Origin of the sequence: Nocardia sp. NPDC019323 (assembly GCF_044389845.1) — a bacterium.
Taxonomy (GTDB): domain Bacteria; phylum Actinomycetota; class Actinomycetes; order Mycobacteriales; family Mycobacteriaceae; genus Nocardia; species Nocardia implantans.
This window is the reverse complement of record NZ_JBIRYN010000001.1, coordinates 1-18,883: the sequence shown is the minus strand read 5'-3', so window position 1 is coordinate 18,883 and position 18,883 is coordinate 1. Positions and strand designations below refer to the sequence as shown.

The window sequence follows — 18,883 nt, the reverse complement described above, 5'->3', positions numbered from 1 at the left end:
GATCCGCAGAAGTCCGGCCTCCGTATCGAACCCGGCCCACCCGGTGCGAGGAACAACATCCATGACTCGTTCAGCAGGGACGAGACGGTCGGCGGCGCAATTGCTGACGGACACGCTCGATCCACGCAGCTTCCTGCCCTGGCACGACCGGCTCGTCGACGTACACCCGAACGCCTCCTACGCGCGGCAACTGGCCGCGGCGCGTGAACGCACCGGACTCGACGAAGCGGTCGTCGTCGGGGAAGGACGCGTCGGTGGCCGCCGGATCGCCGTGCTGGCGGGCGAATTCGGCTTCCTGGGCGGTTCGGTCGGCGTCGCCGCCGCGCAGCGGCTGCTCACCGCGGTCGAACGCGCGACGCGCGAAAGCCTGCCGCTGGTGGCGTTGCCGTGTTCGGGCGGCACCCGGATGCAGGAGGGGGCGGTGGCGTTCGCGCAGATGATCAAGATCGCCGCCGCGGTCTCCGACCACAAGCGAGCCGGGCTGCCCTACCTGGTGTACCTGCGGCATCCGACCACGGGCGGCGTGTTCGCCTCGTGGGCGTCGATGGGGCACATCACCGCCGCCGAACCGGACGCCCTGGTCGGGTTCCTCGGACCCCGCGTCGTCGAGGCCCTCGGTTCTCCCATGCCCGACGGTGTGCAGTCCACCGGCAACCTGCTGCGGCACGGCATCATCGATGCCGTCGTGCCGCCGGAGGAACTGGGTTCGTGGCTGCGCCGATGCCTCGGCATACTCGAGCCGGCCGGGCGGAGGGCCCTCGGCGAGGCAACGAGCGCGCAGTTGCGCGCGCACGACGGGTATCGGCTTCCCTCCGACGCCTGGGAATCGGTGCTGGCGTCGCGCAGGCCCGGACGGGTCGGGGCGTGGGACGTGCTCACCGCCATCGCGCCCCGCCACCTATCGCTCAACGGCAGCGGTGAGGGGGAGGTCGCGCCGGGGATACTGGCCGCGGTCGCACGCATCGCCGACATCCCCTGTGTGTTCCTCGGGCACGGCACACGCGCGCGGCAGGGCGGCGCCGCGCCGGGACCGAACGGCGCCGCGCTGCGTGTGGCGCGCCGGGCGATCCGGCTCGCGGCCGAGCTGGCGCTGCCGTTGGTCACCGTGATCGACACCGCGGGAGCGGAATTGAGCGTCGCGGCGGAGCAGGAAGGGATCGCCGGTCAGATCGCTCGATGCCTGGCGGAACTGGTCACGCTCGACAGCCCGACCGTGTCGGTGCTGCTCGGGCAGGGCGCGGGCGGCGCGGCCCTGGCCTGGTTGCCCGCCGATCGGGTCATCGCCACCCAGCACGCCTGGCTGGGCCCGCTCCCGCCCGAGGGGGCGAGCGCGGTGGTCCACCACGATGTCGAACACGCCCCCCAGCTGGCCCGCGAGCAGGGGATGGACGTTGCCTCGCTGTGCCGCCACGGAATCGTCGATCAGGTCATCGGCGAGGACGGTGACGGCCCCGCGCTGTGCCGTCGGCTCGAGGCCGCCGTCGGCGGGGCGCTACGCGCACTCGTGGTCATGGATCCGGCCGACCGTTACCACCGGCGTCGCCTGCGATACCGCGGCCTGGGAGTGCCCGGATGACGTTGTCCCGGCGGCGCCGGACAGCCGCACGCTGTCGAGCGGGGACCGCGACCCCGGCTCCCGAGTGAAATCCATCCAACCGATCTGTGAGGAAACAACGATGCCAGAACCACTGCTGAGGTCCCTGCTGCTCGCGTCGGAGGACGCGTCGGCTCCGGTGGTCACCGTGGCGGACCGCTCGATCTCGCGGGAGGATCTGCTGGCCGCGGCCGCCGCGGTCGCCGACGAGATCGCGGGCGCGGCGGCGGTGGCCATCGACGCCCGCGCCGAGCTGGAGACCGTGATCGCCGCGGTCGGCTGCCTGCTCGCCGGCGTGGCCGCGGTGCCGGTCCCGTCCGATTCCGGGGCTATGGAGCGCCGCCACATCCTCACCGATTCCGCGGCCGAGTTCTGGATCGGCGAGCCCCGCGAAGACGTCGCGTTGCCCACGATCACACCCGATCCGGCGGCGCGTTCGTCGACCGGTTACCCGGAACCGGCCCCCGAGACCCCGGCGCTGATCATCTACACCTCCGGCACCACGGGCGCGCCCAAAGGCGTTGTGCTCTCCCGCCGGGCGATCGCGGCCGACCTGGACGGCATCGCGCGAGCCTGGCAGTGGAGCGCCGACGACGTCGTGGTGCACGGCCTTCCGCTGTTCCACATCCACGGTCTCATCGTGGGCGTACTCGGTGCGCTGCGGATCGGGTCGAGGCTGATCCACACCGGCCGCCCCACGCCGCAGCGTTACGCCGCCGCAGGCGGGACGCTGTACTTCGGTGTGCCGACCGTATGGTCGCGTCTGTGCACCGACACGACGTCGGCCGCGGCGCTGTCCCGCGCGCGCCTGCTCGTCTCCGGCAGCGCCCCGCTGCCGGTGCCGGTGTTCCAGCAGCTGAAGCAGCTGACCGGATCCGCCCCGATCGAGCGCTACGGCATGACCGAGACCCTCATCACGGTGAGCACTCGTTTCGACGGTGAACGGCGGCCGGGCTGGGTCGGCGTGCCCGTCGACGGCGTGCGAACCCGGCTGCGCTCCGAAACCGGGGAGCTGGTCGCGCACGACGGGGAAACGCTGGGTCAGTTGGAGATCCACAGTCCCACCCTGTTCGACGGATACCTGAACAATCCGGCCAAGACCGCGGAGGTGACAACCCCGGACGGCTGGTTCCGCACCGGCGACATCGCGGTCGTCGACTCCGACGGTTTCCACCGCATCGTGGGCCGGGAATCGGTGGACATGATCAAATCCGGTGGCTACCGCATCGGCGCGGGGGAGGTGGAGCAGGCCTTGCTGGCGCATCCCGATGTCGCGGAGGCAGCCGTGGTCGGAGTGCCCGACGCCGATCTCGGTCAGCGGATCGTCGCCTATGTCGTCGGCGCCGCCCACGGCGAGGATGCGCTCATCGATTTCGTCGCGGGCTCGCTGTCGGTCCACAAGCGGCCGCGCGAGGTTCGCGTCGTCGACGCGCTGCCGCGCAACGCGATGGGCAAGGTGCAGAAGAAGGTTCTGCTCGAAGGGTACTGAGACGGGTTACCGGCTCGGCCACCGTTTCGGCGGCCGAGCCGTGGACGTGCGGGTACCGCGGATCGTCGGCGGTGGCGTCAGGCTCGCGGTGTGGGCAGGCCACGCTACGTCGTCGATCGCCAGCCAGGGCGCGGTGGCCACCGCGGCCGGCGTGACTCCGGCGATCGCCCTGACCTCGCGGTGCAGGTGGGACTGGTCGACGTAGCCGCTGTGGACGGCAGCGCTCACGGCGGTGTGACCCGCCGCGAGCAGGTGGGCGGCGTGGTCGAAGCGCACCAGCTGCGCGGCGCGTTTGGGCGTGAGTCCGAGCTGGGATCGGAACCGGGACCACAGGCGCTGCCGGCTCCAGCCGACCTCGTCCGCCATGCGGTCGACCCGTACCCGCCCCCGGCCGGTGACCGTGCGCCGCCAGATGTGGGCGACTTCCGGATCGACCGATGGACGGTCGCGCAGCCGTCGGCCGAGCGCATCGGCCGCGATCGTGAACCGCTCGTCCCAGGAGGTGGCGGCGCGCAGCCGCTCCTCGATCCGCCCGGCGTCGCGGCCCCAGACCTCGTCCAGGGATGCCACGGTCCCGGTGAGATCGACCGGCGCTCCGAGCGCCGCGGCCGCGGCAGGCGGCGACAAGCGGATCTGAAGGCACTCGCCGCTCGATCCGCCGGTCCGAAGCGGGCCGGGCAGGAGTCCGGCGACGAAGCTGCCGCGCCGGCGCCGCCCGCGGTCGTCGTAGACGATCCCGCCCGCTTCGCTCAGGTCGACGATCAGGGTGACGGACGGGTGCGCGATCATGGCGATGTCCACGGGCGTGGACAGCCGTTGGTGGAACCCGGCCATGCTGATGCCCGGCAGCCGATCGGGCGGACGCGGTACCGCGACATCCACCTCCGCCCAAGTCCAGTCGTATGACGACCTGACCGACAGCACCTGACCAGCCTATGCCGTGGGGGTTATCGACGGGGTGTCCGCCGCGGTCGCCGTGAAGCCCAGCAGCAGTTCGCTCGTCGTCTCGGGCGCTTCGAGCATGGGTAGATGACCGACGCCGGGCAGCATCTCGACCCGAGCGCCCGCCACCGCCTCGTACCGATGCGCGCACGACGGCTCATAGCGAGGATCGGCGGCGCCGAAGATCACCAGAACGGGGACGTCGAGAGCCGCCAGGCGTTCGGGCACGTTCCGCTCCGCGACGTAAGCGCCGTTGCGGCGCAACACTTCACGGAACGCGGAGTAAGGCATGTTCTTCAGGTCGGCGATCATCTCGTCCGGAATGTCCACCGGGCGAGCGGTCGTGGCGCTGATCGCCTTGCGCACCAGCCCGACCGACCGCCTCCGCCACAGCAGCGGTCCGAAGGGCGGGGCGAGCAAGGCGCGGACGATCAACGGCTGCGGAAGCAGCGCGTCCAGAGCGGGGGCGGTGCTGAGCAGCGCGATGGACCCCACCAGATCGGGGCGCTGTTCGGCGAGCGCGGTGGCGACGAAGCCACCGCTGGAGTGTCCGGCCACGGGGACCCGCCGCAGCCCGAGGTCGTCGAGGAGCGCGGCCAAGCGGCCGGCCTGGTCGGGCACGTCGTAGGACGACGCGGGCGGGGACTGGCCGCACCCGGGAAGGTCGATCCGGATGACGTGATGGTGGGCGGCGAGTGCCCCGGCCACCGGGCCCCACGAGGCACCGGAGGCGCCCGATCCGTGCACGAGCAACAGCGGCGCCGCCTGCCGCGGGCCGTCGTGGACCACGTGCATTCCGTGCGACTGCTCGACGTCGTAATCACCCATGAGCGAGACGATACGACGACCGCCTGTGGCCGGTCTTGGACAAATGTCAGCGCCACGCCCACTGTGGCGGCGGACGCTCGGCCCGCGGCCCGCGATGGTGGACCGGCGCGTTGTTCACCCCGAGCGGGCAGGCCGACCGGTGCGCCGCCGCCGATGGGCTGACGCAGGCGCCGCGCGACGCGGGCCACGCCCAGGCAGGCGAGCGTCGGAACAGGAGAGAACACAGCGCGAATACCCTCCCGAGGACCGCGTATGCCGGGTTGAGGCCTGTTCGCCGGGGTAATCGGCCCGCGGAGACGACACCTCGAAGGCGGACAGGAGAACGACATGGCTGACCAGGTCGCCGACTATGTCTTGCGACGGCTGCGTGACTGGGGCGTGCGGCAGGTGTTCGGCTATCCGGGCGACGGCATCAACGGCTTGATCGCGGCGTTCGGGCGGGCCGGCAACGAACCGGCCTTCATCCAGGCCCGCCACGAGGAGATGGCCGCTTTCCAGGCGGTGGGCTATGCGAAGTTCAGCGGCGAGGTCGGCGTCTGCACCGCCACGTCGGGTCCCGGTGCGATCCATCTGCTCAACGGCCTCTACGACGCCAAGCTCGATCACGTGCCGGTCGTAGCGATCGTCGGGCAGACCGCGCGCAGCGCGATGGGCGGCAGCTATCAGCAGGAAGTCGATCTGCAGAGCCTGTTCAAGGATGTCGCTTCGGACTATCTGGTCGAGGTCAACGTTCCCGATCAATTGCCCAACGCGCTGGACCGCGCGTTTCGTATCGCGGCGACCCGTCGCGCCCCCACGGCGCTGATCATCCCCTCCGATCTGCAGGAGGAGCGCTATCAGCCGCCCGAGCACGCGTTCAAACAGATCCCCTCCAGCCCGCCGGCGGCACTGCACGCCACGGTCACCGCCGACCGCGCCGGCATCGAACGGGCCGCCGAGATCATCGACGCGGGGTCGCGGGTGGCGATCCTCGTCGGGCAAGGCGCTCGTGACGCCGCCGACCAGGTGATGGAGCTGGCCGAGATCACCGGAGCCGGGGTGGCGAAGGCTCTCCTGGGCAAGGATGTGCTGTCCGACGAGCTGCCGTACGTCACCGGATCGATCGGGCTGCTCGGCACCAGGCCCAGCTATGAATTGATGCGCGACTGCGACACCCTGGTGATCATCGGATCGAATTTCCCGTATTCGCAGTTCCTTCCGGAATTCGGTCAGGCGCGTGCGGTGCAGATCGACATCGACGGCGCGATGATCGGCATGCGATACCCCACCGAGGTCAACCTCGTCGGCGACGCGAAGAGCACGCTCACCGAACTGCTTCCGCTGCTGCGCCACAAGTCCGATCGCAGCTGGCGGGAGACGATCGAATCCAACGTGACCCGCTGGTGGGACACGATCGAACGCCAGTCGATGCTGGACGCGAAGCCGGTCAACCCCATGCGGGTGGTGTGGGAGCTGTCGCGGTGCATCCCCGAGGACGCCATCGTCACCGCGGACTCCGGGTCGTCCACCAACTGGTACGCGCGCTGTCTGCGGTTCCGCGGACGGATGCGGGGCTCGCTGTCGGGGACGCTGGCCACCATGGGGCCCGGTGTGCCGTACGCGATCGGCGCGAAGTTCGCCCACCCGGACCGGCCGGTGGTCGCGCTCGTCGGCGACGGCGCGATGCAGATGAACGGCGCGGGCGAGTTGCTGACCATCAGGCGTTATCGCGAGCAGTGGCGCGATCCGCGGCTGGTGGTGTGCGTGTTCCACAACAACGACCTGAACCAGGTGACGTGGGAGCTGCGTTCGATGGGCGGCGCGCCGAAATTCGAGGAATCGCAGTCGCTGCCGGAGGTGTCCTACGCCGAGCTCGCCCGCACCTACGGTCTCGGCGCCATCGCCGTCGACGATCCCGGCGACCTCGCGGCCGCCTGGGAAGCGGCGCTGTCGGCCGAGCGGCCGACGGTGCTCGACGTGCGCTGCGATCCGGAAGTGCCGCCGATCCCGCCGCACGCCACCTGGGAGCAGATGAAATCCACCGCGGAAGCGGTTCTTCGCGGCGACCCGGACGCCTGGCATCTCGTGGCGCAAGGAGCGAAAACCAAAGTCCAAGAATTCGTGCCAGGCCGCCGCGGGTGAACGTCTCGATCCCCCGTCGCGGGCGGCGGCCACCACGGCAGTCCCGGCGGAGGAGGTTCGCCTCCGGCGTCGGAGGGTGGTTCCGAGCCCCCGGCAGGAGATGAGGAGCAGCGATGACTCAGGTGTCGTTTCCACTCACACCGCAGCTCACGCCGACCAAACCGTATCCGGCGCGAACCGCTGCGAAGGGCGCGGTGTTGTGGCGGGTGGTCACCACGACCGACCCGAAGGTGCTCGGCATCATGTATCTCGTCGCCGCCACCGCCTTCTTCTTGGTCGGCGGGCTGATGGCGCTGCTCATGCGCGCGGAACTGGCGCGGCCGGGCCTGCAGTTCCTGTCGCCCGAGCAATACAACCAGTTGTTCACCATCCACGGCACCGTCATGCTCCTGCTGTATGCGACTCCGACGGTCTTCGGATTCGCCAACGCGGTCCTGCCCCTGCAACTCGGCGCACCCGACGTGGCGTTTCCACGTTTGAACGCGCTGAGTTTCTGGCTGTTTCTCTTCGGAGGGACGATGGTGGTGTCCGGATTCGTCACTCCGGGCGGAGCCGCTGATTTCGGGTGGACGGCGTATACGCCGCTGAGCGATATCGTCCATGCGCCCGGAGCCGGCGCCGATCTGTGGATCATGGGCTTGGCCGTATCCGGATTGGGCACCATTCTCGGCGCGGTGAACATGATCACCACCATCGTGTGTCTGCGTGCGCCCGGTATGACGATGTTCCGGATGTCCATGTTCGGATGGAACATCCTGGTGACCAGCATCCTGGTCCTGCTCGCGTTCCCCATCCTCACCGCCGCCCTGATGGCGCTGGCCTACGACCGGCACCTCGGCGGGCACATCTACGACCCCGCCACCGGTGGGGTGGTGCTCTGGCAGCATCTGTTCTGGTTCTTCGGACACCCCGAGGTCTACATCGTGGCGCTGCCGTTCTTCGGGATCATCAGCGAGATCCTTCCCGTCTTCAGCCGCAAACCCCTGTTCGGCTACGGACCTCTGGTGTACGCCACCATCTCGATCGGCGTGCTGTCGGCAGCGGTATGGGCGCATCACATGTTCGCCACGGGCGCGGTGCTGATGCCCTTCTTCTCGATGATGACGTTCCTGATCGCGGTGCCGACCGGGGTGAAATTCTTCAACTGGATCGGCACCATGTGGAAAGGGAACCTGACCTTCGAGACGCCCATGCTGTTCGCCGTCGGCTTCATCGTCACCTTCTTGTTCGGTGGACTGTCCGGTGTCATCCTCGCGAGCCCGCCGTTGGACTGGCAGATCCACGACAGCTATTTCGTCGTGGCCCACTTCCATTACGTGCTGTTCGGCACCATCGTCTTCGCCACCTTCGCCGGGATCTATTTCTGGTTCCCCAAGATGACCGGGCGCTACATGGACGAACGCCTCGGCAGGCTGCATTTCTGGACCACCTTCGTCGGCTTCCACACGACGTTTCTCGTGCAGCACTGGCTGGGCGCAGAGGGAATGCCCCGCCGGTACGCCGACTATCTACCGACCGACGGGTTCACCGCGCTGAACGCCGTCTCGACCGTCGGCTCGTTCATCCTGGGCGTCTCGATGATCACGTTCGTGTGGAACGCGTTCCGCAGCTACCGTTACGGCGAGGTGGTCACGGTGGACGACGCCTGGGGCGCGGGAAACTCCCTCGAATGGGCAACGACCTGCCCGCCTCCCCGCCACAACTTCTACGAACTCCCTCGTATCCGGTCCGAACGCCCGGCCTTCGAACTCCACTACCCGCACATGCGCGAACGGATGCGCGACGAACTGCACGTCGGCTGGGGCTCGCAGGCAGGCTCGTGACGCGTCCGCCTCGGCAGTGCGGATGACGGTCGCCACCGCCGCGCGCCGCGTTGAGGGGAGCCACCCGCTGTGCGGCTCGGGCGGGTTCCGCCGATGGTTTTCGCAACCTCCACAAATTCGCTGAATCGAATACGCAAATCTCCGCATTTGCGACGGATTTCCGGCCGATAGACGCATGGGTAGTGTGCGAATTCGAGAACACGGAATTTGTTGTCTGGAGGCTCACCTCGTGAAAAATCACCTCGTCCGCACCCACCGCTCCGCCGAGCACTTCCCGCGCGAGGAGCATCTCGCGTGGCGGATCGCCGAGGTCGCCGCGGATCCGGTGGCGGTCGTGCCGGAGACCGAGGAGATGATCGTCAACCGGATCATCGACAACGCGGCGGTCGCGGCGGCGTCGGTGACGCGCCGCCCGGTGGCCAACGCGCGCGCCCAGGCGCTGGCACACCCGTATCGGCCCGGCGCGACCGTCTTCGGCGTCGGCGGCCGATACGCACCGGAGTGGGCGGCGTGGGCCAACGGCGTGGCCGTGCGCGAACTGGACTTCCACGACACGTTCCTGGCCGCGGAGTACTCCCACCCCGGCGACAACATCCCGCCGGTCCTGGCGGTGGCCCAGCACGCCGGGCGCAGCGGCCGGGATCTGATCCGCGGGTTGGCGACCGGATACGAGATCCAGGTGGATCTGACGCGGGCGATCTGCCTGCACGAGCACAAGATCGACCATGTCGCCCACCTCGGTCCCTCCGCCGCCGCCGGTATCGGCACCCTGCTCGGGCTCGACACCGAGACCATCTACCAGGCCGTCGGCCAGGCACTGCACACCACCACCGCGACCAGGCAGTCGCGCAAGGGGGAGATCTCCAGTTGGAAGGCCTACGCGCCGGCTTTCGCCGGGAAAATGGCGGTGGAGGCGGTCGATCGCGCCTTACGCGGCGAAGGCGCGCCCGCGCCGATCTGGGAAGGCGAGGACGGCGTCATCGCCTGGCTGCTGGGCGGCCCCGAGAAGGAGTACTCGGTGCCGCTGCCAGGCCCGGGTGAACCCAAGCGCGGCATCCTGGACACCTACACCAAGGAGCATTCCGCCGAATACCAGAGCCAGGCCCCGATCGATCTGGCTCGCCGGATGCGCGAGCGAATCGGCGACCTGGATCGGATCGCCTCGATCGTGCTGTACACCAGCCACCACACGCACGTGGTGATCGGCACCGGATCGAACGACCCGCAGAAGTTCGACCCGAAGGCGTCGCGGGAAACGCTCGATCACTCCGTCATGTACATCTTCGCCGTCGCCTTGCAGGACGGCGTCTGGCATCACGAACGCTCCTACGCCCCCGAGCGCGCGCAGCGGCCCGACACCGTCGCGCTGTGGCGCAAGATCTCCACCGCCGAGGACCCGGAGTGGACCCGGCGTTATCACTCGACCGACCCGAAGGAGAAGGCGTTCGGCGCCCGCGCGGAGGTCACGCTGCACAGCGGTGAAGTCATCGTCGACGAGCTGGCGGTCGCCGACGCGCATCCGCTCGGCGCGCGGCCCTTCGCCCGCGACCAGTACATCGCGAAGTTCCGCGCTCTCGCCGACGGCGTGGTGGACCCGGCCGAACAGGAACGCTTCCTCGACATCGCGCAGCGTACGGGCGCGTTGTCCGCCGACGAACTGCCGCAGCTGAATCTCACCGTGTCCGATGACGTTCTGGCGCGTGCGCCGAAGCTGCCGAAGGGACTGTTCTGATGACGGGACTGCTGGCCGCCGCCACCTCGGCCGCCGACAAGCGCGCCGCGTTCCGCGCGGGGCTTGCCTCGAATCGTCTGCAGCGTCTCCCGGGTGCGTTCAATCCTCTGGTGGCCAAGCTGATCCAGGAAATCGGCTTCGAAGGCGTCTACGTCTCCGGCGCGGTGGTCTCGGCCGATCTCGCGCTGCCGGATATCGGGCTCACCACGTTGACCGAGGTGTCGGAGCGCGGCCGGCAGGTCGCGCGAGTGACCGATCTGCCGGTGCTCATCGACGCCGACACCGGCTTCGGGGAACCGATGAGCGCCGCGCGCACGGTTTCCATCCTCGAAGACGCCGGAATCGCCGGGTGTCACCTCGAGGATCAGGTGAACCCGAAACGGTGCGGTCACCTCGACGGCAAGGCCGTGGTGCCGACCGAGGAGATGGTGCGCAGACTCCGGGCCGCGGTGTCCGCCCGGCGGGACCCGAACTTCGTGATCTGTGCGCGGACCGATGCCGCCGGGATCGAAGGCATCGACGCCGCGATCGATCGGGCGAAAGCCTACGCCGCGGCCGGCGCGGATCTGGTCTTCACCGAAGCGCTGCGCACCGTCGCCGATTTCGAGAGGTTCCGGGCCGCGGTGTCGATTCCTTTGCTGGCGAATATGACCGAATACGGCAAGTCCGAACTCGTTCCCGCGTCGACGCTGGAAAAGATCGGCTACAACGCGGTGATCTACCCGGTGTCCACACTGCGATTGGCGATGTTCGCCGCCGAAGCGGGATTGCGGGAGATCTTCGAGCAAGGCACGCAATCGGGCCTGCTCGATCGCATGCAGCATCGTTCGCGTCTCTACGAATTGCTCCGGTACGAGCGATACAACGAATTCGACTCCGCGATATTCGATTTCACTCTGGAGAGGAACCAGTGATGCCGGAGACCGTGATACCGGCCATCCGCAAAGGCCTGGCAGGCGTCGTCGTCGACACCACCGCCATCTCGAAGGTGGTGCCGGAAACCAACTCCTTGACCTACCGCGGCTACGCCGTGCAGGACCTGGCCGCCCACTGCAGTTTCGAGCAGGTGGCCTATCTGCTCTGGTACGGCGAGTTGCCATCGAACACCGAATTGGAGCTGTTCCAGCAGCGCGAACGCGCCTCCCGTCGAGCCGACCGATCACTGCTGTCGCTGGTGGCCAAGTTGCCCGACACCTGCCACCCGATGGATGTGGTCCGCACCGCCATCAGCTATCTGGGCGCCGAGGACCCGGCCGAAGACGACAATTCCGCGAAAGCCAATCGGGCCAAGGCGCTGCGCATGTTCGCGGTGCTGCCGACCATCGTCGCGGCCGACCACCGCCGTCGCCACGGTCTCGACCCGATCGCACCGCACTCCCACCTGGGATACGCGGAGAACTTCCTGAACATGTGCTTCGGAACCGTCCCGGCACGCGAGCTGGTCGAAGCGTTCGAGATGTCGTTGATCCTCTACGCCGAGCACAGCTTCAACGCCTCCACCTTCGCCGCCCGCGTCGTGACCTCCACGCTGTCGGACATCTACAGCGCCGTCACCGCCGCCATCGGCGCGTTGAAGGGGCCACTGCACGGCGGAGCGAACGAAGCCGTCATGCACGACATGCTGGAGATCGGCGATCCCGCGCTGGCCGGGGACTGGGTGCGTGACAAGCTGGCGCGCAAGGAAAAGGTGATGGGCTTCGGCCATCGGGTCTACAAGAACGGTGACTCCCGGGTCCCCACCATGAAGAAGGCCTTCCTCGACATCGCCGCGGCGACCGGCGGCCAGAAATGGGTGCGGATGTACGAGGCCGTCGAGCGCGCCATGCACGAGGCCACCGGCATCGAGCCGAATCTCGACTTCCCCACCGGCCCCGCCTACTACCTGCTCGGATTCGATATCGAAGCGTTCACGCCGATCTTCGTGATGAGCCGCATCACCGGCTGGACCGCCCACATCGTCGAACAAGGCGAATCGAACGCGCTGATCCGGCCGCTGAGCGCATACGTCGGCGTCCCGCAACGCTCGGTCGTGGCCTGAAGTTTCGCGCAGCGCGGAGGCGCGGGTGCGGCCGTTCCGATGTCCATGGCGCGGCCACCGGCGCAGCGGAGTTGGGTAGGGAGCCAGCGGCCGTCACGGTCCCGCCCTACACTCGACGCACACGCATGCTTTCCACGGAGGTGATCGGCGGTTGAATCCCATGGATCCGCGCGACCAGCACACCGCACGCTACGAACCCGGTTATCAGCCGGGCGATTACCGTGATCCCGGGTACGGCCAGGATCGTGGATACAGCCAGCCTTCCGGGCGCGGCCCCGCTCGCGGGTACGGGCAGCCCGCCGGATACGGCCAGGACCACGGATACGGCCAGCCCTCCCCGTACGGCCAGGACCAGGCCTCCGAGTACGGTCAGGATGCCGGGCCGGGTGCGTATCAGCACTCCGAACCTCGTGGCAGGCAACCTCGGCCGCGGCAGGAGCCGGACGTCAATATCGGCATGTTCGTCGGCGGTGTCGTCGCGGCCGCGGTGGTGACCGCGCTGGCGGCGTGGCTGTGTGCCTGGATCATCGAGATCATCGCCACCCGTGTGAGCGAGAGCGGCAAGTTCGGGGTGTGGAACCCGATGGCCCAGGACGCGTACTGGTTCGCCGTGGTGGCGTTCATCTGCGCGCTGCTGGGCGGGGTGCTGTGGTATCTGCTGCGCCTGGGTACTCCGTCGCCGGAATTGTTCTTCGGCTGGATCGTCGGCATCCTCACCGCCGCGGCGGTGATCATCCCACTGGCGCTGTCCAGCGACCTCTGGATAGGCATCTCCACCGGAATCGAACATCTGGTGATCGGGCTTCCGATCTTCAGCCTCGTGCGCATGGTGGGCGCCAAGAGCATCGTCTATCGGTGATCGCCCGGCTGCCGAGGCTGCTCCTGCCCTCGCCGCCGGATGGGTTCAACGGTTCGCGGAGGCTTTCGACGGTCGACCGGGTCCGACGGAGCCGGTGACCACCGCGGCCGAAACCATCCGCCATCGTGCGGTCGATTGTGTCGATATGTGACCGACTATTCAACTGCTTCTGAGTCGGAGAGCTGCGCGGCTGCGGGTGGGCGATTGGCGTGCGACGTGGCCGATGCCGCCGGGTTCTTGCGACGTCCAGTGGGCAGATGCTTGCGACCGGATGCCGAGCAGCCGGACTCGACGCGCTGGACGGTCATTAAGTTAATGGATATTCTGTTCGTTGCATCGTGTGGCCGCCCTTGCGTGCGCACGATCGGTGCTCGGCTCGACGAGGAGTGGCGCAGGCATGGATGTACTGAGGCGACGCGCGGCGTCGGAACCCGTCGCGCGGTCACGATCGGAAGTGACCGGATCTGCGAGAGGTCGAACTCGGTACGGCCCGAACGGCATGACGGATCCGCCGGTGCCGAACCGGCTCCGCTGACCCGGCCCTCGTTCCCCGCCTTCAACCGAAACTGCGCGAATCGCGCGGACTCGGTGACGAGTACCTGGAGTATTCGATGTTCACTCGATGGAAAACCATGGCCGCCGCGTGTGCGGCGGTGGCGGTGACGACCATTCCGTTCGGTGTCGTGTCCGTCGCGAATGGCGCACCGGCGCACTGCCCGGAGTTGTATGTCGTGGCGATTCCCGGCACCTGGGAGACATCCAACACCGATCCGGGCGAAGGAATGCTCGCGATGAGCCTGAATGATCTGCCCGGGGACGTCCAGGTCGACTATGTCCATTATGCGGCGACGGCTTTCCCCTGGGAAGGCGAAGTGTACGGTCGCTCCAAACAGGAGGCGATCGACAAAGCGCGCGAGCTGGTCTCGGCAATGGCGCAGGCGTGCGGAGCCGCCCGGATCGCGTTGCTCGGCTACAGCCAAGGCGCCGATGCGGCAGGTGATCTCGCGGCGGAGATCGGCACCGGCCTCGGGGTGGTGCCGCCGCACCGGGTCGTCCTGGTCGGGTTGATCTCCGATCCGCGTCGCTCACCCGGCGACGTCCTGATCGGCCCGCCCGTTCCCGGCGCGGGCGCGATCGGGCCCCGCCCGGGCGGTTTCGGCTGGCTCTCCGCGCGGACATACACCTTCTGCGTCGCGGGTGATCTGTACTGCGCGATGCCGGACGGCGACTTCGCCGGGCGCATCGCGGGATTCTTCGTGCAGCTGTCGAATCCGGATCCCGCGAACATCGACGACTACCAGCGGCAGGCAGCCGAAATCATCGGTGACGCACTGGCCGCGGGCGGCCTCGGCCTGCTGTCCGATCAGCTCAACACCGCCGCGTACGAACAGCGCAGGCAGCAGATCGATGAATTCCTGAAGTCCGGCATTCACCAGAGCTATCCCTTCTACGCCATCGGTCCCGATGCGGCGACGCCGTTGACCTGGCTGCGGCAGCGTCTCATCGAGGCGACGAGGTCCTGAGCGGTTCGCCACCGGCCCCCGATTCCGGGAACGCCGGGGGCTGCTCGCCGAGCCCGACCGCACGCTGGGCGGGCATCGTCAGTATCCCGAGCAGGCGGTGAGCGTGCTGCGGGTGATCAAGGCGGCCCAGCGGCTCGGGTTCACGCTCGACGAAGTCGCCGATCTGCTGGCGGGCACCCGGCGCGGGCAACGCCGCCGCGTCGATGCCGGGTTGCAGGCCCGCGCCGCGACGAAATTGGCTGAGGTCGACGCGAAGCTCGCCGAACTGACCGCGGTGCGCGATTCGCTGCACGCCGCGCTGGCCGCCGGGTGCGATGACCTCAGCGGTCGCCGCCACGGCGCTTGATAGACGCGCAGTACTCTGAAGCGCTCACCTGCGGGGACGGGTGTCCGGCTGGACGGAGAACTGACTACATGAGCGACGAGCGACCAATCCTCATCCCCGGCGACACCTGCTGGCAGATCGCACGGGCCGATCGGCTGGCGTGCATCATCGATGCGGCGGACTATTTCCGCCACGCCAAGTCCGCGATGCTGCAGGCCCGCAAGCGCATTGTGCTGATCGGCTGGGATTTCGATACCCGGATCAAGTTCGAACCCCGGGAGAAGACCCTCGAAGGGCCCGATCGGCTGGGCAAATTCCTGTCCTGGCTGCCGAAGCAGCGGCCTGATCTCGACATCTACCTGCTGAAATGGAATGTCGGCGCGATCGCGGCGATCGGCCGTGGGATGACACCGATCTTCGTCATCAATTGGATGACCGATCGGCGGTTGCACCTGGAAATGGACGGCGCGCACCCGATCGGTTCGGCGCACCATCAGAAGATCGTCGTGATCGATGACGCGCTCGCGTTCTGCGGTGGTATCGACATGACCGTCGATCGCTGGGACACCAGCGACCATCGCGACGACAACCACTACCGAACCGAGCCGAACGGCAACCGGTACGGACCGTGGCACGACGCGACCACCGCCGTCGACGGCGCCGCGGCGAGGGCGATCGGCGAATTGGCTCGGGCGCGGTGGAAGGCGGCGACGGGGCAGCAATTGGCCGCGATCGACGAGATCGCCGGTGACAAGCCGTGGCCGGAGGGGCTGGAGCCGACGATGCGGTCTGTGGAGGTGGGTATCGCGCGGACCTTCCCGGAACTCGCCGACCGTGCCGAAGTCCGGGAGATCGAGGCGTTGTATCTGGCGGCGATCGCCGGCGCCAGGCGGTCGCTGTACATCGAGAGCCAGTATCTGGCCTCGCGCGTCATCGCCGAGGCGATCGCCGCGCGGTTGCGCGAGCCGAACGGTCCGGAGATCGTGCTGGTGTTGCCGCGTCACGCCGATGGCTGGCTCGAGCAGCAGGCGATGGACGGGGCCCGCCGCCGCCTACTGCGTGTGCTGTGGGACGCCGATGTGGAGAACCGCTTCGGCGTCTACTACCCCGTCACCGAGGCCGGTGCGCCGATCTACGTGCACGCCAAGGTGCTGGTGATGGACGATCGGCTGTTGCGGGTGGGTTCGTCGAACCTCAACAACCGTTCGATGGGCTTCGACACCGAATGCGACCTGGCGGTCGAGGTCACCCCCGTCACCGCGGACGGTGATCTGCTGCGCGAGACCATCCTCGGTATCCGGCGCCAGCTGATCTGCGAACATCTCGATGCCGCAATCGCGGATTTCGACGCCGTGTTCGCCGAGACGTCGTCGCTTCTGCGCACTGTCGAGATGTTGCGCGGCAACGGCCGGACTCTGGTGCGATTCGAGCCGCAGACTGTCGAAGACGAGGACAGCCCGCTTGCGGAGAACGGACTGATGGACCCCGAACGCACGCCGCCGAGCGTGTGGGACAGCCCCTGGCTCGGCTGGAGCAGGCGGAAGGCAGCGGCGAAGGGGCGCCGATAGACCGCAGTGGAGCTCGCGGCTCGCGGCGCATGATTGACGGCAGGTGCCATCAGTTTTAAAGTGACGGCACCTGCCATCAGTATGAGAGGTGTCGTCATGGCCCTGTTCAACCCGAAAACCGAGACGTTCGAAGAGTTCGATCCAGCCACGCGGGCTCGGCTGCGGTCGGTGGTCGACTTCTTCGAGCGGAAGGGCAAACAGGCGCTCACCGGCGACGCGCACCGGGGGGAGTGGTACGAGGACTGGATGCGGTTCCTCGCCGAGAGCCGGATCATCGCCCACATGGCGACCCCGCGGTCGATCTCGGGCGCGGATCCGGACAAGCGCTGGGACACCGCGTTCATCTCCCGGTTCAACGAGATCACCGGCTTCTATGGATCGCAGTACTGGTACGCGTGGGGTGTTTCGACGCTCGGCCTCGCCACCATCTGGCAGAGCGCCAACGCCAAGGCGCACCTGCGTGCCGCCGAGGAACTCGACCGCGGCGGGATCATCGGGTTCGGATTGTCGGAAAAGGATCATGGCGCCGACATCTACGCCACCGACATGCTGCTGACCCCGGACGGGGCGGGTGGATTCACCGCCACGGGCAGCAAGTACTACATCGGCAACGGCAACGTCGCGAGGATCGTGCCCACCATCGGCAGGCGCACCGACCTGGAAGGGGCCGACGCGTACGTCTGGTTCATCGCCGACAGCCAGCATTCGAACTACCGGCTGGTCAAGAACGTCATCCACGGCCAGAACTTCGTCTCCGCCTACGATCTGGTGGACTACCCCGTCTCGGCCGACGACGTCCTGCACGTGGGCCGCAAGGCATTCGACTCCGCGCTCGCCGCGGTCAACTGCGGCAAGTTCAACATCGGCATGGTCGCGCTGGGGATCGTCCAGCACTGTTTCTACGAGACGATCAACCAGGCGAGCGCCAAGATCCTGTTCGGGCATCCCGTCACCGACTTCCCGCAGGTGCGGCAGATTCTGAGCGACAGCTACGTGCGCATGAACGCCATGCGGCTCTACCACGAACGAGCGATCGACTACATGCGCTCTTCGACGCCGGAGGACCGCCGCTTCGTCATGTTCAACTCCATCGGCAAGATGAAGGTCACCCGCGAGGCCGAGCGCGTGTTCCGCGAACTCTCGGATGTCATCTCCGCCAAGGGTTTCGAGAAGGACTCCTACTTCTCGACGGCCCGCGGCACCATCGATTCGATGCCACGGCTGGAGGGCACCGCGCACGTCAATATGGCCTTGACATTGAAGTTCATGCCGAACTTCCTGTTCAACCCCGCGGATCTGCCGCCGGTCCCGGTGCGACGGGATCCCGGCGACGACGAATCGTTGTTCCGGCAACCGGGCGCGGCGGGTCTCGGCGCGGTGCGATTCGCGGATTGGCGCCCCGCGTACGCGCGTTATCGGCACCTGCCGAATGTGGCGTTGTTCGTCGAACAAGCCGAGCGATTCACCCAGTTCCCGGTGGAGGCGCCGCCCACCCCCGACCAGCTCGAAGATCTGGACTACCAGCTCGCGGTGGGGGAGCTGTTCACCCTGCTGCCCTACGGGCAGCTCATCCTGGAGCAAGCCGAGATCACCGGAGCGTCCGAGGACATCGTGGATTCGATCTTCGAGATATTCGTGCGTGACTTCTCCGCCTACGCGCTGGGAGTGTTCTCGAAAGCCTCATCGACCACGGCCCAGCAGGATTGGGCGCTCAGTGTGCTGCGTAAGCCGATCATCGACGGCGGGCGAACCGCACGCCTGCACGACGAGGTGATGAGTTATGCGGGGGCGTTCGAAATGAACCCGTAGTCGGCTGCCGGTCCCCGCGGCGCTCGGGCGGGCGCAGCGGGGACCGAGAGTGCTGTGCACAGTAACCTGTTCCAGTACTATCACGTATGAATTTCGAGTAACTTGTCGCTGCGGGACCGATCACGGTCGCAGGGGTCCGCCGGTGGGGCAGCTCGCTGAGAATTGTGGAGGTTGGCGTGGGCGTCGAGGTCAGGACCGAGAGTGTGACCAAGTCTTTCGGTTCCCAGCGTAT

Annotated in this window: 14 protein-coding genes; 12 read left to right on the top strand and 2 right to left on the bottom strand. The window is 67.8% G+C overall.

Annotation, left to right across the window (positions count from 1 at the left end; translation table 11 throughout):
* The first annotated feature begins 61 nt into the window (after nucleotides 1-61).
* Both ACH49X_RS00070 and ACH49X_RS00065 read left to right on the top strand, forming a co-directional pair.
* Nucleotides 62-1,576: a carboxyl transferase domain-containing protein gene (locus ACH49X_RS00070; protein WP_357110969.1), complete on the top strand. Its 1,515-nt coding sequence runs from the start codon at nucleotides 62-64 to the stop codon at nucleotides 1,574-1,576.
* A gap of 100 nt (nucleotides 1,577-1,676) precedes the next feature.
* Nucleotides 1,677-3,083: an acyl-CoA synthetase gene (locus tag ACH49X_RS00065; RefSeq protein ID WP_357110972.1), complete on the top strand. Its 1,407-nt coding sequence runs from the start codon at nucleotides 1,677-1,679 to the stop codon at nucleotides 3,081-3,083.
* 6 nt (nucleotides 3,084-3,089) lie between these two features.
* On the opposite strand, the gene ACH49X_RS00060 is transcribed toward ACH49X_RS00065, so the two are convergent.
* Nucleotides 3,090-4,007, bottom strand: coding sequence for an AraC family transcriptional regulator (locus tag ACH49X_RS00060; RefSeq protein ID WP_357209035.1), 918 nt, complete (start codon nucleotides 4,005-4,007; stop codon nucleotides 3,090-3,092).
* 9 nt (nucleotides 4,008-4,016) lie between these two features.
* Complete coding sequence (locus ACH49X_RS00055) at nucleotides 4,017-4,853, bottom strand: alpha/beta fold hydrolase (RefSeq protein WP_195083284.1); 837 nt, start codon at nucleotides 4,851-4,853, stop codon at nucleotides 4,017-4,019.
* Between the two features lie 327 nt (nucleotides 4,854-5,180).
* Here ACH49X_RS00055 and ACH49X_RS00050 point away from each other — a divergent pair, with 327 nt between their 5' ends.
* The 10 genes from ACH49X_RS00050 to ACH49X_RS00005 all read left to right on the top strand — a co-directional run bounded on the left by ACH49X_RS00050 (nucleotide 5,181) and on the right by ACH49X_RS00005 (nucleotide 18,651).
* Nucleotides 5,181-6,974 (top strand): thiamine pyrophosphate-requiring protein, encoded by a 1,794-nt coding sequence (locus ACH49X_RS00050; protein ID WP_357110978.1) that lies wholly within the window; start codon nucleotides 5,181-5,183, stop codon nucleotides 6,972-6,974.
* Nucleotides 6,975-7,087: 113 nt separating this feature from the next.
* Nucleotides 7,088-8,797, top strand: a complete 1,710-nt coding sequence (gene ctaD / locus ACH49X_RS00045) for a cytochrome c oxidase subunit I (RefSeq protein ID WP_357110981.1) — start codon at nucleotides 7,088-7,090, stop codon at nucleotides 8,795-8,797.
* Nucleotides 8,798-9,026: 229 nt separating this feature from the next.
* Complete coding sequence (gene prpD / locus ACH49X_RS00040) at nucleotides 9,027-10,529, top strand: 2-methylcitrate dehydratase PrpD (protein ID WP_357209033.1); 1,503 nt, start codon at nucleotides 9,027-9,029, stop codon at nucleotides 10,527-10,529.
* Nucleotides 10,529-11,443, top strand: a complete 915-nt coding sequence (prpB, locus tag ACH49X_RS00035; RefSeq protein WP_357209031.1) for a methylisocitrate lyase — start codon at nucleotides 10,529-10,531, stop codon at nucleotides 11,441-11,443. The genes prpD and prpB overlap by 1 nt, the downstream gene beginning before the upstream one ends.
* A complete protein-coding gene (locus ACH49X_RS00030; protein WP_357209029.1) occupies nucleotides 11,443-12,567 on the top strand; it encodes a bifunctional 2-methylcitrate synthase/citrate synthase in 1,125 nt (374 codons plus the stop codon). The genes prpB and ACH49X_RS00030 overlap by 1 nt, the downstream gene beginning before the upstream one ends.
* 151 nt (nucleotides 12,568-12,718) lie before the next feature.
* A complete protein-coding gene (locus ACH49X_RS00025) occupies nucleotides 12,719-13,426 on the top strand; it encodes a DUF6069 family protein (protein WP_397068457.1) in 708 nt (235 codons plus the stop codon).
* 611 nt (nucleotides 13,427-14,037) lie between these two features.
* Nucleotides 14,038-14,949 carry a cutinase family protein gene (locus ACH49X_RS00020; RefSeq protein ID WP_195083277.1) on the top strand — a complete coding sequence of 304 codons (912 nt, stop codon included), beginning with the start codon at nucleotides 14,038-14,040 and terminating at the stop codon, nucleotides 14,947-14,949.
* Between the two features lie 40 nt (nucleotides 14,950-14,989).
* Nucleotides 14,990-15,295, top strand: a complete 306-nt coding sequence (locus ACH49X_RS00015; protein ID WP_195083335.1) for a MerR family DNA-binding protein — start codon at nucleotides 14,990-14,992, stop codon at nucleotides 15,293-15,295.
* A 68-nt stretch (nucleotides 15,296-15,363) separates the two neighbouring features.
* A complete protein-coding gene (locus ACH49X_RS00010) occupies nucleotides 15,364-16,842 on the top strand; it encodes a phospholipase D-like domain-containing protein (RefSeq protein WP_195083276.1) in 1,479 nt (492 codons plus the stop codon).
* A 96-nt stretch (nucleotides 16,843-16,938) separates the two neighbouring features.
* On the top strand, nucleotides 16,939-18,651 hold the full coding sequence (locus ACH49X_RS00005) for an acyl-CoA dehydrogenase family protein (protein ID WP_195083275.1): 1,713 nt from the start codon (nucleotides 16,939-16,941) through the stop codon (nucleotides 18,649-18,651).
* The last annotated feature ends 232 nt before the right edge of the window (nucleotides 18,652-18,883 follow it).

What these genes read in the sequence shown, in the direction of transcription:
- ACH49X_RS00065 (WP_357110972.1), top strand. Translation starts at nt 1,677, where the DNA reads ATGCCAGAACCACTGCTGAGGTCCCTGCTGCTCGCGTCGGAGGACGCG.
- ACH49X_RS00005 (WP_195083275.1), top strand. Translation starts at nt 16,939, where the DNA reads ATGGCCCTGTTCAACCCGAAAACCGAGACGTTCGAAGAGTTCGATCCA.
- ctaD (WP_357110981.1), top strand. Translation starts at nt 7,088, where the DNA reads ATGACTCAGGTGTCGTTTCCACTCACACCGCAGCTCACGCCGACCAAA.
- ACH49X_RS00020 (WP_195083277.1), top strand. Translation starts at nt 14,038, where the DNA reads ATGTTCACTCGATGGAAAACCATGGCCGCCGCGTGTGCGGCGGTGGCG.
- ACH49X_RS00070 (WP_357110969.1), top strand. Translation starts at nt 62, where the DNA reads ATGACTCGTTCAGCAGGGACGAGACGGTCGGCGGCGCAATTGCTGACG.
- prpB (WP_357209031.1), top strand. Translation starts at nt 10,529, where the DNA reads ATGACGGGACTGCTGGCCGCCGCCACCTCGGCCGCCGACAAGCGCGCC.
- ACH49X_RS00010 (WP_195083276.1), top strand. Translation starts at nt 15,364, where the DNA reads ATGAGCGACGAGCGACCAATCCTCATCCCCGGCGACACCTGCTGGCAG.
- ACH49X_RS00030 (WP_357209029.1), top strand. Translation starts at nt 11,443, where the DNA reads ATGCCGGAGACCGTGATACCGGCCATCCGCAAAGGCCTGGCAGGCGTC.
- ACH49X_RS00055 (WP_195083284.1), bottom strand. Translation starts at nt 4,853, where the DNA reads ATGGGTGATTACGACGTCGAGCAGTCGCACGGAATGCACGTGGTCCAC.
- ACH49X_RS00050 (WP_357110978.1), top strand. Translation starts at nt 5,181, where the DNA reads ATGGCTGACCAGGTCGCCGACTATGTCTTGCGACGGCTGCGTGACTGG.